At 70.6% G+C, this 15313-nt stretch carries 14 protein-coding genes; 10 read left to right on the top strand and 4 right to left on the bottom strand.

The window, feature by feature from the left end:
* Positions 1–27 precede the first annotated feature (27 nt).
* On the bottom strand, positions 28–1584 hold the full coding sequence (locus OG210_RS31785; protein ID WP_328323255.1) for an FAD-dependent oxidoreductase: 1557 nt from the start codon (positions 1582–1584) through the stop codon (positions 28–30).
* 289 nt (positions 1585–1873) lie between these two features.
* Here OG210_RS31785 and OG210_RS31790 point away from each other — a divergent pair, with 289 nt between their 5' ends.
* From OG210_RS31790 to OG210_RS31805, 4 genes are all read left to right on the top strand, one after another.
* Complete coding sequence (locus tag OG210_RS31790) at positions 1874–3460, top strand: APC family permease (protein WP_328323253.1); 1587 nt, start codon at positions 1874–1876, stop codon at positions 3458–3460.
* Positions 3461–3548: 88 nt separating this feature from the next.
* A complete protein-coding gene (locus OG210_RS31795; RefSeq protein WP_328323251.1) occupies positions 3549–4754 on the top strand; it encodes an acyl-CoA dehydrogenase family protein in 1206 nt (401 codons plus the stop codon).
* Positions 4751–7009, top strand: coding sequence for an acetate--CoA ligase family protein (locus OG210_RS31800; RefSeq protein ID WP_371539974.1), 2259 nt, complete (start codon positions 4751–4753; stop codon positions 7007–7009). The genes OG210_RS31795 and OG210_RS31800 overlap by 4 nt, the downstream gene beginning before the upstream one ends.
* Positions 6960–7772 (top strand): SDR family oxidoreductase, encoded by an 813-nt coding sequence (locus tag OG210_RS31805; protein ID WP_328323247.1) that lies wholly within the window; start codon positions 6960–6962, stop codon positions 7770–7772. Before OG210_RS31800 ends, OG210_RS31805 begins: the two co-directional genes overlap by 50 nt.
* A 102-nt stretch (positions 7773–7874) precedes the next feature.
* Here the strand turns inward: OG210_RS31805 and OG210_RS31810 are convergent, their stop codons facing one another.
* Positions 7875–8636, bottom strand: coding sequence for a helix-turn-helix transcriptional regulator (locus OG210_RS31810; RefSeq protein WP_371539977.1), 762 nt, complete (start codon positions 8634–8636; stop codon positions 7875–7877).
* 166 nt (positions 8637–8802) lie between these two features.
* On the opposite strand from OG210_RS31810, the gene OG210_RS31815 reads away from it, so the two are divergent.
* The 4 genes from OG210_RS31815 to OG210_RS31830 all read left to right on the top strand — a co-directional run bounded on the left by OG210_RS31815 (position 8803) and on the right by OG210_RS31830 (position 11143).
* Positions 8803–9309 carry a GNAT family N-acetyltransferase gene (locus tag OG210_RS31815; protein ID WP_328323243.1) on the top strand — a complete coding sequence of 169 codons (507 nt, stop codon included), beginning with the start codon at positions 8803–8805 and terminating at the stop codon, positions 9307–9309.
* A gap of 130 nt (positions 9310–9439) precedes the next feature.
* Positions 9440–9877: a MarR family transcriptional regulator gene (locus OG210_RS31820; RefSeq protein ID WP_328323241.1), complete on the top strand. Its 438-nt coding sequence runs from the start codon at positions 9440–9442 to the stop codon at positions 9875–9877.
* 130 nt (positions 9878–10007) lie between these two features.
* Positions 10008–10574 carry an isochorismatase family protein gene (locus tag OG210_RS31825; protein ID WP_328323239.1) on the top strand — a complete coding sequence of 189 codons (567 nt, stop codon included), beginning with the start codon at positions 10008–10010 and terminating at the stop codon, positions 10572–10574.
* Positions 10571–11143, top strand: a complete 573-nt coding sequence (locus OG210_RS31830) for a YbhB/YbcL family Raf kinase inhibitor-like protein (RefSeq protein WP_328323237.1) — start codon at positions 10571–10573, stop codon at positions 11141–11143. The genes OG210_RS31825 and OG210_RS31830 overlap by 4 nt, the downstream gene beginning before the upstream one ends.
* Positions 11144–11283: 140 nt before the next feature.
* Here OG210_RS31830 and OG210_RS31835 read toward each other — a convergent pair whose 3' ends face one another.
* The gene (locus OG210_RS31835) at positions 11284–11835 is read right to left on the bottom strand and encodes a YciI family protein (RefSeq protein WP_328335270.1); all 552 of its coding nucleotides are present in this window, start codon (positions 11833–11835) and stop codon (positions 11284–11286) included.
* A gap of 212 nt (positions 11836–12047) precedes the next feature.
* On the opposite strand from OG210_RS31835, the gene OG210_RS31840 reads away from it, so the two are divergent.
* Positions 12048–12683 (top strand): alpha/beta hydrolase, encoded by a 636-nt coding sequence (locus tag OG210_RS31840; protein WP_371539981.1) that lies wholly within the window; start codon positions 12048–12050, stop codon positions 12681–12683.
* 128 nt (positions 12684–12811) lie between these two features.
* Positions 12812–13768, top strand: coding sequence for a hypothetical protein (locus OG210_RS31845; RefSeq protein ID WP_328323233.1), 957 nt, complete (start codon positions 12812–12814; stop codon positions 13766–13768).
* A 176-nt stretch (positions 13769–13944) separates the two neighbouring features.
* On the opposite strand, the gene OG210_RS31850 is transcribed toward OG210_RS31845, so the two are convergent.
* A complete protein-coding gene (locus OG210_RS31850; RefSeq protein WP_328323231.1) occupies positions 13945–15123 on the bottom strand; it encodes an aminotransferase class V-fold PLP-dependent enzyme in 1179 nt (392 codons plus the stop codon).
* Positions 15124–15313: the final 190 nt, after the last annotated feature.

A 15313-nucleotide genomic window follows, 5' to 3' on the forward strand; every position in this document is an offset into this window, starting at 1 on the left:
CACCCGGCGGTATGCCGGGCCGGGACGTCAGCCGTGCTTCTCCGCGAGGACGGCGGTGGGAGCGGCGAGGGCCTCGGCGATCTCGTCCGCGGCGCGGTAGCCGGACGCGATGGCACCGTCGATGTAGCCGTTCCAGACCGTCGCGGTCTCGGTTCCGGCCCAGTGCACCGCACCGGTCGGCTCCCGCCAGCCGTGCTCCCCGTAGCCGCTCCAGCCGCCGGGGGCCACATAGGCCGCGTAGCCGCCCCGGGCGAACTCGTCGTCCTCCCACAGGGTTTCGGTGTAGTCGACCGGCCGCTCCGCACGCTCGCCCACGACGGCGCGGAGGCTGCCGAGCACGGCCGTACGGCGCTGCTCCTGGTCCAGTCCGGCCCAGGAGCCGGCCCGGTCTCCGTAGACGAAGGCCACGAGGACGCCCGCCGACCCGTCCTCGGGGGAGTTGTCGAAGACGACGCCGACCGGCAGCGGACCGTAGAGCGTCGCGATGCCGGACAGACCGTCCGCCCGCCAGAACGGTTCGGAGTACACGGCATGGACCTTGGCCACCCGCCCCATCGGGCTGTGCGCGATCCAGCCCGAGCGGGGCTCCGGCAGCGCGGGGCTGAACGCGATGGAGCGGGCTGCGGGCGGTGGCAGGGCCACGACCGCCCGGCGGGCCTGAACGACCGTTCCGGCAGCGGTACGCACACGGACTCCGGACCCGTGCCGCTCCACACCGCACACCCGCTCGCCCAGCCGGATCCGGTCGCCGAGCAGCTCCGCGACGGCCCGCGCCGGGCCGGCCGCGCCTCCGGCGAACCGCCGGTCCTGGGCGCAGTCCCGGGTCTCCATGAGCTGCTCGTAACTCCCCGCGGCCCGGATGTAGAAGAGCACGTGGAACAGCGAGATCTCGCGCGGTTCGGCACACCACACGCCCTGTACGGCGAGGGCCAGGCGCACCAGGGCGTCCGGGTCGGCGGTCTGCCCGTGGAAGAACGACTCCGCGCTCATACCGTCCCACTCGGTGAAGTGCGGTGTCAGCCAGGGCTGTTCGGGGTCGACGGTCAGTGCCAGCCCGTCCAGGAGTGCGGTGATCCGGAGGTACTCGGCGATGCCGGGGCCGGAGGCTGGTGCGGCGCCCGCGTATCCGACGCGTGACCCGTCGTGCCAGACCTCGATGTGCTGTCCGGTCTCCCAGGTGGGGAAGGTCCGGCAGCCGAAGCGTTCGGCCAGCGCCAGCAGGTGCTTCTGCGTCGGGCCCGCCCACTGACCGCCGTGGTCCACCACCGCGCCCGACGGGCGCTCCTCGCTCAGCACCCGGCCGCCGACGCGGGAGGAGGCTTCGAGTACGACGACGTCGAGGCCCTGTTCGCGCAGCCGGAGCGCGGCGCTGAGCCCCGCGTAGCCGGCGCCGATGACGACAGCGTCGGTCATGACGGGCCGGGCTCCGGCCGAGTCGTCCGGCCCGCGTTCGTCCGGCCCGCGTTCGTCCGGTGCACGGTGCGCCTGGGCGGGTGGGGCCGACACGGGGGCCGACGCGGGCCCGGTCTGCTCGGGCCCGGTCGGCGTGGGTTCGGTCTGCTCGGGTTCGGTCTGTGACCTCATGGGGGAGAGCGTGGAGCAAGACTGCATCGCCAGTCAACTATTGCGATCAACTTTGTCCGCACCCCTTGACGGGGGTTCCGGCATCAGCAATGGTGACGCACCAATCAGTATTGCGACTCGGCGACTCGGCGACTCGGCGACACAGCGACACTGCGTTCCCGTGACCCTGCGACTCCGTGACCCTGCGATTCCAGGACTCCACCACTGCCGCGAAGACCCGTCCCGGGTGCTCCTGCGCGCTGCTGTACATCCCGGCCGGCCCTCCACTCCGTGAGCAAGAGGAGCATCCATGGCAACCACCGAACAGACCGAGCCGCCCGGCTCGGCCGAAGCCGAGTCCAAGGGGCTGAGGCCCGGGGCGCTGAGCATGGTCACCAGCCTGATCCTGGCGACGGCATCGGCCGCACCCGCCTACAGCCTCGCCGCCACACTCGCCTTCGTCGTCGCGGCCGTCGGCTTCCAGGCACCGGCGGTCGTGGTGCTGGCCTTCGTCCCGATCCTGTTCGTGTCCTTCGGCTACGCGGCGCTCAACCGCTCCGACCCCGACTGCGGAACGATCTTCACCTGGGCCAGCCGCTCGCTGGGCCCGCGCACCGGCTTCATGGGCGGCTGGGCGATCATCGCCTCGTTCGTCCTGGTCATGGGAAGCCTCGCGCAAGTGGCCGGCCAGTACGTGTTCCTGCTGTTCGGCGCGCACGGCATCGGCGAGGACCCGTCGAGCCCCTGGGTGCTGGCCGTCGGTCTGGGCTGGATCGCCCTGATGACCGCTGTCTGCTACCGGGGCATCGAGGTGGCGGCAGCCGTCCAGCGAGCGCTGCTCTTCCTGGAGTTCGCCATGCTGGTGATCTTCTCGGTCGTCGCGCTCGTCCGTGTCTACACCGGCCACGCGGGCGCGGGTGCCCGGCATCCGCAGCTGTCGTGGCTCGACCCGTTCGCGATCTCCTCGCCGAGCGCCTTCGCCAGCGGCCTGGTGCTGATGCTGTTCATCTACTGGGGCTGGGAGACCGCTCTGACGGTCAATGAGGAGACGGCCGACCGCCGCCGGACGCCGGGCCGGGCCGCCACACTGTCGACTCTGCTGCTGCTGGCGCTCTACCTCGGCGCGACGTACGCCACCGTCTCGTTCGCCGGTATCGGCACGACCGGCAACGGCCTGGCCAATCCTGACCACTCCGGCGACGTCTTCTCCGCCCTCGGCGGCGCCGTGTTCGGCACCACCGGTTTCGGCTCGGTGATGTGGCACCTCATGGTCCTCATGGTGCTGTCCTCCGCTGCCGCGTCGACCGAGACGACCGTACTCACCCTCGGGCGCACCATGCTGGCCATGGCGAGGCACCGGGCGCTGCCCGGCTCCCTGGGCACCGTGCACCCCCGCTTCTCCGTTCCGAAGGCCGGGACGATCGCCACCGGTGTGGCCGGCGGAGTCGTCTACCTTGCGATGAACTTCCTGGCCCACGGGCATGTGATCGGCGACGCCGTCTCCTCCTGCGGGCTGATGATCGCCCTCTACTACGGCCTCACCGGGATCACCTCCGCCTGGGCCCACCGGCGTGCTGTGCGCCGGAGCGCCGGTGAACTGTGGCTGCGGGTGGTCCTGCCGGCCATCGGCGGGCTGACCCTCGTAGCAGCTGGGGTCTGGAGTCTGCGCAACGACTGGAACCCGGACTCCGGCGGCACCTCCTGGACGCTTCCCTTCGCACCGCACTGGCACATCGGCGGCGTCTTCCTCATCGGTGTCGGCGCACTGGCGGTGGGCCTCGTGGTGATGCTCGTCCAGCAGCGCCGCGCCCCGTCCTTCTTCGCCGCCAAGCTGTCGGCTCCCACGCCGACGGACGCCACGGACGAGCCATCGCCCGCTGCCGCCGGCCGCAGCTGACCTTCCGGCCCTCCGCCGACCGCCCCGCAGCGGCCTGGCCGACCCACCACGTACCCGTACCCGTAAATCCGTACCGCAGGGAGCATTCATGCCTTTCGAGATCCGCGACGTCCTCGAACTCAGCACCGAGCAGCGGCAGATCCTCCAGCTCAGCCGCGAATTCGCGGCGAAGGAGATACGGCCGCGGGCCCGTGAGGTCGACGACGCCCAGACCGAGTCGCCGCTCGACCTGTGGGCCAAGGCGGCCGAGATCGGCCTGGCCTCCTTCATGATTCCCGCTCAGTACGGTGGTGGCGGCATCACCGACATGCTCACCCAGGTCCTGGTGCAGGCGGAGCTGTGCCACGGCGACATCGCCATCGGCAACCTGCTGACCTCCAGCGGGTTCTTCGCCGACCCGATCCTGGAGCTGGGCACCGACGAGCAGAAGCGCCGGTGGCTGAGCCCGCTCTGCGGCGAAGCCCCGCCGCTGACGGCGCTGGCCGTCACCGAACCGGGCCACGGCTCCGACGCCGCCGGTATCCGCGCCCGCGCGGTGCGCACGGGCACCGGGGCGGACGAGCACTATGTGCTCAACGGGCAGAAGGCGTGGATCTCCAACGCCCCGTACGCCCAGCGCTTCGTCGTCTTCGCCACCGTCGATCCCTCGCTGGGCGCCAAGGGCGTGACCGCGTTCGTGGTCGAACGGGACACCCCCGGCCTGACCGTCGGCAGGCCGATGCGCAAGATGGGCCAGCGTGCGATCGTCAATGCCGAGGTGTTCCTGGAGGACGTACGGGTCCCGGTCGCGGACCGGCTGGGCGACGAGGGCCAGGGCTTCTTCGGCCTGATGCGGACCTTCGACGCCTCCCGCATCCTCATCGCAGCCTCCTGCGCGGGGCTGTGCCGGGCCGCCCTCGACTACGCCACCGGCTACGCCCGCGACCGGGTGCAGTTCGGCGTACCGATCATCGAGCACCAGGCGGTGGCCTTCCGGCTCGCCGACATGGCCGTACGTACCGATGCGGCGCACCTCTTCGCGGTCAGGGCGGCCCGCCTGTTCGACCGGGGCGAGCGGGTCACCGCCGAGGCCGCCATGGCGAAACTGGTCGGTTCGGAGAACGCGATGGCCAACACCTGGTCCGCCGTGCAGACCCTCGGCGGCTGGGGCTACTCGCAGGAGTACCTCGTCGAGAAGTGGATGCGCGACGCCAAGCTCGAAGAGATCGAGGAAGGCACATCCGACATCCAGCGGCTGGTCGTCTCCCGCTCGCTGGCGAAGGCGGACGGACCGGGACAGCGAGCGGGCCGGTGACCGGCCTCGACGCCTTCCGCGACCCGGCGTCCATCGCCGTGGTCGGTGCCAGCGGTACGCCGACGAAGTGGGGCTACTGGCTCGCCAGGGGCGCCCTGACCGGAACCGCGCGGCGCGCCGTGCACCTGGTGAACGCCAGGGGAGGCCCCGTACTCGGACAGGAAACGGCGCGCTCGCTGCGAGAACTGCCCGACGTCCCCCAACTCGTCGCCTTCGCCGTGCCGGGCCCCGCACTCGGCGTGGCCGTGGACGAGGCACTGGCACTGGGCGCACGCGGCCTGCTGGCCATCACCGCCGGAGTCGAGGACGAGCGCGGGCTCGCTGCCCGTGTCCGCGGGGCCGGCGCCCGGCTGATCGGCCCCAACTGCCTCGGGATCTACGACGCATCCGCCGAACTCGACCTGGTCTGGGGGCAGTTCAGGCCAGGATCGCTGGCGATCGTCTCGCAGAGCGGCCAGCTCGGACTGGAGCTCGCGGGCCTGGCCGCCGACGCAGGTCTCGGGATCTCCCGGTTCGTCTCCGTGGGCAGCCAGGCGGACGTCACGGCCCATGAAGTCCTCACCGACCTCGCCGACCACGACGCCACCCGGGTCGTCGCCCTCTACCTGGAGAGCTTCGGCGACGGACGCGCGCTGATCGCCGCCCTCACCGCGCTGCGCCGGGCCGGAAAACCCGTACTGCTGCTGACCGTCGGCGCCAGCGACGCCGGCCGGCAGGCCGCCCGGTCGCACACCGGGGCGATGACCACCGCCACGGACATCGTGGACGCCGCGTGCGAGACAGCAGGCGCGGCACGGGCCGAGACCCCCGCGCGCCTGATCGCCGCAGCGCAACTCCTCGTCCGGGCCCCGCGCCCCACCGGGCGGCGCGTCGTCGTCGTGACCGACAGCGGCGGACAGGGCGCACTCGCCGTCGACCTCGCCTCGCGCGCCGGACTGCTGGTGGAGCCACTGCCGCAGCCGACCCGGAACGCGATCGCGACCGGCCTGCCACCGCAGGCCGCCACCGCCAACCCGGTCGACCTGGCCGGCGGCGGCGAACAGGACCTGCGTACGTACGGCCGGGTCGTGGACCTGGTGGCCGCTTCGGGCGGCGCCGACGCCGTCCTGATGAGCGGATACTTCGGCAGTTACGGCCGTGACATCCCGGCCCAGCAGGACCGGGAGACCGAAGTCGCCCTGGAGCTGGCCCGTTCGGCCGTCCGGCACGGACTGCCGGTGCTGGTGCACTCGATGGCCAGGTCCACCACGACCACCGAGGCCCTGCGTGCGGCGGGGGTGCCCACCTACGAGGACATCGAGACTGCCGTCAGCGCACTGGGCACGGCGGCCCGGCTCGCCGAACGGGGCGCGGGGGAGCGGGTGGGACCGGAGGAGGCGGACGGCGCGGGGGACGTACGGACACCCCATGCGGCGGAAGCGGGTACCCCTCCCGCCGCGGAACTACGCACACCCCGGGCCGCGGACACGGGTGTACGTACGGCCGCGGACACGCGTGTACGTACCTCCGCTGCCCCGCCGACCGCCTCCGGCTACCTCTGCGCCCGTGATCTGCTCGCCGGTGCCGGTATCGCGTTCCCGTGCGCCCTCCCTGTCGCCGACCTGGACGAACTCAGATGTGCGGCGGGCCGGTTGGCCGCCCCGTACGTCCTCAAGGCGGACTGGCTGGAGCACAAGAGCGAGCACGGCGGTGTGGCGGTCGGCCTGGCCGACGCCACCGCGCTGGAGGCGGCCTACATGGAGATGTCCCTGCGCCTCGGCCCAGGACGGTACGTCGTCGAAGAGCTGGACCGCCGCCCGCACGTCGTCGAAATGGTGGTCGCCACCCGCCGCGATCCGTCCTTCGGACCGGTGGTTGTGGTCGGCGCGGGCGGTACCGAAACGGAACTCTGGCGCGACAGCGTGCTGGCCCTCGCGCCCTGTACCCACCAGGACGCGCTGACCCTGATCGCGCGGCTGCGCTGCGCACCACTGCTGGACGGCTGGCGTGGACGCCCCCCGGCCGACACCGGGGCGCTCGCCGACACGGTCGTCCGGCTCTCCCGGCTGGCCGCCGCGCGGCCCGACCTGCTGGAGATCGAGCTCAATCCCGTCCGCGTCGCCCCGGACGGCCTCCTGGCCGTCGACGCACTGATCACCCTCACCGCTGCCGCCCCTGCCGGCGTCCTCTCCACCGGTGAAGCCCCCACCCAAGGAGCACTGCCCCGTGAGCACTTCCCCCGCGAACACTCCCGTCACGAAGAATCACCCCGCTGAACTCGCGGGCCGGGTCGCCGTCGTCACCGGCGGCGGTTCCGGAATCGGCCGTGCCATCGCGCTGCGCTATGCCGCAGCAGGCGGAACCGTCGCGGTGATCGGCCGACGCCCCGAGGCGCTGGAGGAGACCGCGCGCCTCGCGCGGGAGTCCGGCGGCACAGTGGAAACAGCCTCGGCCGATGTCCGCGACGCCGACGCGCTGACGGCCGCGATCGACGCGGTCGCCGCCCGGCACGGGCGCCTGGACGCGCTGGTCAACAACGCTGCGGGGAACTTCGTCGTCCCTGCCGAGGACCTGTCCCCGAACGGCTGGCGCGCCGTGGTCGACATCGTCCTCAACGGCACCTTCTTCGCCACCCGGGCTGCCGCGCAGCACATGCTCGGCGCGGGGGACGGGGCGATCGTCAACGTGATCGCCGGCTACGCCTGGCACGGCCACCCCGGCACCGTCCACAGCGCGGCGGCCAAGGGCGGGGTGCTGGCGATGACCCGCACCCTCGCCGCCGAGTGGGGTGCGCGCGGTGTGCGGGTCAACTGCATCGCTCCCGGCCCGACGGAGACCGAGGGCGCGGGCGCCGCGCTGTGGCCCACGCCGGAGGCGCGTGCGCGGGTACTGGACAGCGTTCCGGCCGGGCGCTTCACCACACCGGAGGAGGTCGCCGAGGCCGCACTCTTCCTGTTGGAGGAACGTTCGCGCTACATCACCGGTACGACGATGGTGATCGACGGCGGCCAGTGGCTGGGCCGCCAGATCTACGGCTGACATCGTCCGCGGTGGCGTTCCGATGGGCCGGTGGAGGCGGGTCGTTGAGCGTGCGGCCGGCGGGGTGGTCCCAGCCCTGCGGGCACGCATCCCCGACCCGCCCTACGACCTGTCCCGCCTCCCCGGGCCGTGGTGGGCACCGGGGGTGTGTCCGAAGGTCCGGTGGAAGACGTCGATGAACGCACTGGCGGACGACCAGCCGCACTGATGGGCCGTTGTGGTGACCGGGGTGTTGTCGGCGAGGAGGACGAGGGCGTGGTGCAGGCGTAGTTGGGTGCGCCACTGCGGGAAGGTCATGTTGAGATCGGTCCGGAACAGCCGGGACAGCGTGCGGCTGCTGGCGCCGATGTGCCGGCCGAGCTGGGCGAGCGTGCGGTTGTCGCCGGGATCAGCTTTAAACAGGCCGCACAGTGCCCTGAGTTGTGGGGATGTGGGGGTCGGCACGTGAAGCGGCTGGTGGGGTGAGACGCGCAGCTGATCAAGCAACACGGCGCGCAGCCGGGCACGTTGGGGACTGCCGTCGAGGGGGGTGGCGGTGTAGGCGAGGATGAGCTCACGCAGAAGGGGCCCGACGGCGAGCACGGCCGGCTTCTCCAGGCCGATCGGATCGTCCCCCGTCTCCAGGCCGACCAGGTGCATGTCCAGATCCCCGTGGGCCTGGTGGGCGTGGACCGTTCCGGCGGGAATCCAGATGGCACGTGTGGCGGGCGCGACCCAGGTCCCCGTACTGGCGGTCACGCTCAGCACACCCTGGCCCGCGTACACGATCTGATGGTCGTCGTGCCGGTGCGCGTCGACCTCAGCCCCGGCGGCCAGGCTCTGGGTCCGGGTGGGTGCGATGGGCTCATGGCGGATTTCCGGCATGGGCCAGCACTTTATGGGAAGCACGCCAGGCGTGCGGTGCGAATTACGGACGCCGAGGGGGTTGCGTACTCCCCGCGTTTCCCGCCGCTCCTCGCGACGGTCCGCAGTCTCGGCATCGCATCGCATCGCATTGCTCCGGACCAGGACTGCCAGGGACAATGGGCCGATGACTGTACGACCAGCCCACGCCGACGACCTGCCGATCCTCCAGGACATGGAGAGGGCCGCGGGGCGGTGTTTCCGCGACATCGGGATGCCGGAAATCGCTGATGACGAACCGCTGCCCCTGGATGAACTGGCCCGCTACCAGCGGGCCGGACTGGCCTGGGTCGCGGTCGACGGGACCAACGTCCCGGTGGCGTATCTCATCGCCGACCGCGTCGACGGCAACCTCCACATCGAGCAGGTGTCGGTGCACCCGGACCGTGCCCGGCGCGGCATCGGACGTTCACTGCTGGACCACCTGGCGGACCGGGCGGCGGCTGACGGAATCCCCGCCCTGACGCTCACCACGTTCGCTGACGTTCCGTGGAACGCGCCGTACTACGCACGCTGTGGCTTCCAGCCCCTTGACGAGAATGAGCTCGGCCCCGACCTGCGGCACATCCGAGCGCGGGAGACGGCGCACGGCCTCGACCGGTGGCCGCGGTTGTGCATGATCCGCGCCCTGTGACAGCGCAGGTGTTCCGCCTGAACGGGGGCTACTTGAGGGAGGCCGGTGGCGCGGACGGTTCGCTTCACTACCGCATCGGGCCGGTGCGTGACGATTTTGCTAAGGCTGATTGATAAAGTAGCCTTAGTGTATGAGGGACGAGCTGAACACCCGCACGATCGCCACGGCCCTGATGATGAGCGTCGGCGCGCTGCTGAGGCGAGTGCGTCAAGCGAGGGTCGAGGGCGAGCTCACGATGCCCGAGCGGACCGCCCTGTCACTGCTGGACCGCACCGGCCCGACGACGTCGTCGGCACTGGCCCGGCAGGTACAGATCACCGCGCAGGCGATGGGGGCGACGCTCGGCGGGCTCCAGGCCCGCGGTCTGGTCGAGCGGAGCACCGACCCGCAGGACGGCCGGCGCGTGGTCCTGGCGCTGACCGACGCGGGCCGGCAGGCGCTGGCGGACAAGCGCAGTGCCCGTACGGAGCTGCTCGCGCGGGCACTGGCGGACGGCTTCACGCCGGTGGAGCTGGAACAGCTCGCGGTGGCGGCGCCGCTGCTTGAACGACTGGCTCAAAGGATCTGATCCTGGCCGAACCGGCAGCGACTCCACCCCCCCGGGCGCAACACCGCGTACCAAGAGCCCGGCATCCGAGATCACCCCATGCCACGGGTGCCGGCAGCCCGCCGTCACCCACCCGCGCAGCGAGGACACCATGGCCCTGACAGCGATCGACCCCACGCCCGCTCTCGTCGTGATCGACCTGCAGAAAGGAATCGTCGCAGCCCACAAGGACGACTCCGTCACCTGCGCCGTCCAGCAATCGGCAGACCTGGCGGCGGCGTTCCGTCGGCACGGCCTGCCTGTGATCCTGGTCAACGTCACCGGCCGCGCCCCTGGGCGCACCGATAGCGGCCGGTCCGGCACCACGGCCACGATTCCGCCCGGCTGGACCGATCTGATCGATGAACTCGACGCGCAGCCGACGGACCACCTGATCAGCAAGCGGCGGCGCAGCGCGTTCCACGACACCGGACTCGACACTCTCCTGCGCGACCTCGGCGCCACACAGGTCGTTCTCACCGGCATCTCCACCAGTTCGGGCGTCGAATCGACCGCGCGCTCGGCTTCCGACCATGGCTACCACGTCGTTCTTGCCACCGACGCCATCACCGACCCGGACGTCGAGGCGCACCGCCACAGCGTCGGACGTGTATTCCCCAAGCTCGGCGAAACTGCCACCACTGGCGAAATCCTCGACATGCTGAAGGCGACGCGATGACCCTGCTGGGCCGGCTCCTGAAAAACCGCAGATCAGGTGAGACCCACGCTGCGTGGAATCTGCCGAACCTGCATGGCCCCGAACTGCTGAACCTGAGCAGTCAGCACTTCGACGACGGCGGCTCCATCCCGCTGGACCACCGTGCCAGGAACATCGGCGGCCAGAACCTCTCACCCCACCTGGCGTGGAGTCCGCCGCCACCGGCCACCGCCCAACTCCTCCTGGTCGTCGAGGACACCGACGTCCCCCTGGCGAAGCCGGCCATCCACTGCCTCGCCCTGGTCGACCCGGCGGTCCGCGACCTCGCCCCCGGAGACCTCGCCGCCCGCCGGCCCGCCGCCGGCATCACGGTGCTGCGCTCCACTGTCGGACGCGGATACCACGGCCCGGCACCCATCAAGGGCCATGGACCGCACCACTACACCTTCCAACTCTTCGCCCTCGCCGCCTCCCTCGGCACACCCCCCGGCGGAACCGCACCGGACCGGGCCAGGCCCCGCGTTCTCCTGTCCTCCATCACCACACCGGTCCTCGCCCGAGGCAGGCTGACAGGCACGGTGGAGCGCTGACCCGGATACACGGCACCCGCCAACACAGCGCAGGGGGCACAACCCGGGACTGACCGGTATCTACCGTGCGCTCGCCGAGCACGCAGAGACCGCGAGCGGTCCGACCGCTTCGGCGGCGGTCTCGGCCGGACGTTCCCGGGTCACGACGGGCGCCCGCCGAACTGCCAGTTGTGCACCTCGACGTCGGCGTAGCGGTCCGGAGTCAGGATGGCGCGTGCCGTGTCCGGGTCCGGTGCCCGGACCAACGCGGCCGTGCCCAGCCGGACGGCGCCGTTGTCGGACAGCAGCGGCCCGTAGGCGATCAGCTCGTCCCGGTCGGACGGAAGCGCGAGGCCGGCGCCCTGCCGCATGCCGAGGCCGAGTACCAGGTACCGGTTGCCGCCGGTCCGGCCGCCGGGGAAGTCCCACATGGTGCGCCCCAGTTCGTTGCGCCACCGTCGCAGCAGTACATCCCGGTACACGCCGGCCTGGTAGTTCGGCTCGTCGAAGGCGAACGCGCGGGCAGCGGCGGGATCGGGCAGGTCGACGATGTGCACGCTTCCGGTGGGTGTGTCGCCGTCGTCGGCGAGGGTCGGGCCCCGGGCGATCATCTCTTTCGCGTACCGGTCCATGTAGGACCAGTGGTCTTCCGCCAACTCCTCGCGCAGCGCCACAGAGTCGAGCCGGTCACGGTGATAACAGAGGAACTCCATGCTCATAGGATCTCTCCCAGGAGGTACCGGGTCGAGCGGGTTTCGCTGCCATGACCGGTCGACAGCCTCATTGAGGGTTACCCCGAAGCAAGGCGTTCTGCTGTCGGCCGAGACTGTCGTGGCTCCGGTGGTACCTGCGGCAGGATCGTCACATGGAGCCGATCTTCGTTCTCGTGCACAGTCCGTCCGTAGGCCCCTCGACCTGGCACCCCGTGGCCGAGCATCTGACAACTGCGGGATATCAGGTACGGGTGCCGTCCCTGCTGCGCATCGGCATCGGCGCTCCGCCCTTCTGGCCCCGCATCGTCCATGCGGTCCGCGACGAACTCCGGCAGGTCCCGGTCGGCAGGCCCGTCATCCTGGTGGCACACAGCAACGCAGGTTTGTTCCTCCCGGCGGTTCGCTCGGGCATCGGCCATCCGGTGGCCGGCTCGATCTTCGTCGATGCCGCGCTCCCGGCCCGGGTCGGACCGACACCTGTCGCCGCACCCGAGTTTCTGGAATTCCTCAGGCCGATGGCTGTGAACGGCAGGCTGCCGCGCTGGACCGATTGGTGGGACGAGACAGACATCGCACCCCTGTTCCCTGATCCGGCGGTGCGACAGAAAGTCATCGAGGAGCAGCCCACCCTGCCGCTCTCCTACTACGAGCAGAGCATCCCCGTCGCCGACGGCTGGGATGACCATCCCTGCTCCTACGTACTGTTCGGCTCTCCGTATGAAGACGTTGCCGCCGAGGCGCGCGAACGTGGCTGGCGGGTCGCGCACCTGCCCGGCGCACACCTCCATCAGATCGTCGATCCCGCCGGCACGGCCCGGCTCCTCGTCGAACTGGCCACTACGGCGTGATCCCTCTCGAGTTGGCCAACTGCCCCCCCCACGACGAATCTGTCATGCGCATGGCGTAACGGTCGGCGCATCGCTAAGGTGTTCGCGCCATCCCCATTCTGCCTGTTTCTGCTTTCAGGGAGCTCGAATTGGGCATCTTTGAACATTCCCGTCTGTCGAAGCTGCGCGCTGTGCCGGCCGCCGCGATCGCCGCCGCGGCCCTTGTACTCCCGGCCGTCGCCCCGGCCCAGGCCGCCCCGGCTCCGCCCCACGCCGCGACCGGTCCTGCCCACGCCGGCGCCCTCTCCGGCCATGCCGTCCCGGGCGCAACCGGCCGTGCCGCCACGCATCAGTTGACGCCCGCTCAACTCGCCGACCGCCGCGCCACACACCACGCCGCAGTCCGGCCCGCCGCCCCGCCCGCGGCACAACTGACCGACGACCACAAGTTCTGGGCTGTCTATCCCACCGGCGCCAGCGCCCCCACCGGGGCCTTCGCCACCCACTCGGTGTCTCCGGCCCTGCGTACCTCTCATGCCGGCGATGTCATCTACGCGCCCACCCTCTACCCCGCGGGTAACTCCTGCATCGAGAACACCACTGCCTACTTCCACGACAAGGCTGAGATCTGGGCCTGGGACTGGTGCAACGGCCAGACCGTCGGCAAGTACACGCTGATGGACTCCGCCTTCCAGTCCACCTACGTCCGAAACGGCGGCTACCAGGTCTGGATCGCCAAGACCGACGCCACCCAGAACACCTGGCAGATGCGGCTCTACAACTACACGACGTCTCAGTGGGACACGTACTACACGTCCTCCGGCTACGACCCCAACAACCACACCACCGGCACCGACGTCGACGGCTGGGATGCCTTCGAGGTCTACTCCGCCACCGACCCCTCCACCGGCCGCCCCTACATCTGCGCCGACACCGCGGGCCAGTCCTTCACCGCCACCGGCATGCAACAGCAGGAGGGCGGCAGTTGGAAACTCCTGAGCAGCAGTGACTCCACGGTCTCCGCCTCCGGTGCCATCTTCGACTGCACCAACCTGCAGGCCTCCTTCACGTCACCCGACTACGCCTGGCGCGTCAGTAACCCCTGACCCGTACCGGCCGGCCCCTCCTCGTCACGGGTGGGGCCGGCGGCTGTCGCCGTCACCGACGTAGGCCGGCACACCGTTCGTGCGCGCGGGCGTCGGCGAGCGTGCCGGTCTTCGTACGCAGGCGACCGCACTGGTCGGACACACGGCCTCACACAAGTGGCACAAGTGGCCAATCGCTAGCGGGCCGCAGCGAGTTCGGCGAGAACTCCGACGGCACGGTCGATCTCGGCCTCGGTGTTGTAGTAGTGCGGCGAGAGCCGTACCAGCGGGTGGACGTCCCGGTCCTCGGCGTCGAACTGGGTCTGCACCGGATCGGTGGTGCTGACATTGATCCCGTGCCCGGCGAGGGCGGCTGCGACATCAGCCGTCGTCATGTTCTCCGCCTTGCAGGTCACGATCGCGCACCGCTCCCGGCCGAGGTCGTAGGTGGTGATGCCAGGCACGGCGTCCAACTGGTCGCGCAGACCGGCGCCGAGGGCGAGAGTGCGTCGGCCGATCTCGTCCATGCCGAGGTCCAGGCACTGCTGGACGGCGGCGCTCAGCCCCAGGACATTGGCGTAACTGACCTCCCATGTCTCGAAGCGCCGCGCGCCGTCGTTCCAGGTGAAACTGCGCTTGCCGTCCCAGGTGGCAGCGGCGATCTCGATCACGCGCGGCTCCAGATACGCGAGTGCCTCCGGACGCACCCAGAGGAAGCCCGTACCGCGCGGGCCGCGCAGGAACTTACGGCCGGTGGCGGTCAGTATGTCGCAGCCGAGCTCGGCGACGTCCACGGGGAACTGGCCGATGGACTGGGTGGCGTCGAGGAGGAAGGGAACACCGGCGGCGCGGGTGATGCGGCCGATCTCGGCGGCCGGGTTGACCAGGCCGCCGCTGGTGGGGACGTGTGTGATGCCCACCAGCTTGGTGCGGTCGTCGATCAGGTTCGTCAGGGCGTTGGTGTCGAGCCGGCCGGACTCGTCGTTGGGGACGACGACGACCTCGGCTCCGGTTCGCTGGGCCGTCTGAAGGTAGGCGAGGACGTTGCTGCCGTACTCGGCGCGGCCAGTGAGTATGCGGTCGCCCGGCTTGAACGTCATGGAGTGGAACGCGGTGCTCCAGGCGTGGGTGGAGTTGTCGGACAGCGCGATCTCGTCAGCCTGGCCGCCCACCAGCCTGGCGATGTGCCCGTAGGTGGAGTCGATGCGGTCCCTTTCCTGGTCCGCGGCTTCGTAGCCGCCGATCGCCGCCTCCAGCTCCAGGTGGGAGACCATGGCCCTGAGCGTCTGCCGCGACAGCAGACCCGCCCCCGCGTTGTTGAGGTGAATCCGGTTCGCGGTGCCCGGGGTGTCCTGGCGGAGCGCTTCGATGTCCATGCCCATCGCTTCCCATCTGTGCGTGGCCGCTGTGGCCTTCACCGTCCCAAAGCGCCTCCCTTCAGTAAAGGCCTGCCGGGCAGTTCCGCGGTCATATGTCTCTCGCCGTTAATGACTGGGTGCTGCGCAGGGTGTCAGTCGTCTGCGGGTTCGGTTATGAGCAAGGGCCGGAACTGTCCGACGAGGAATA

It is taken from the genome of Streptomyces sp. NBC_00466 (assembly GCF_041433995.1).
GTDB lineage: Bacteria > Actinomycetota > Actinomycetes > Streptomycetales > Streptomycetaceae > Streptomyces.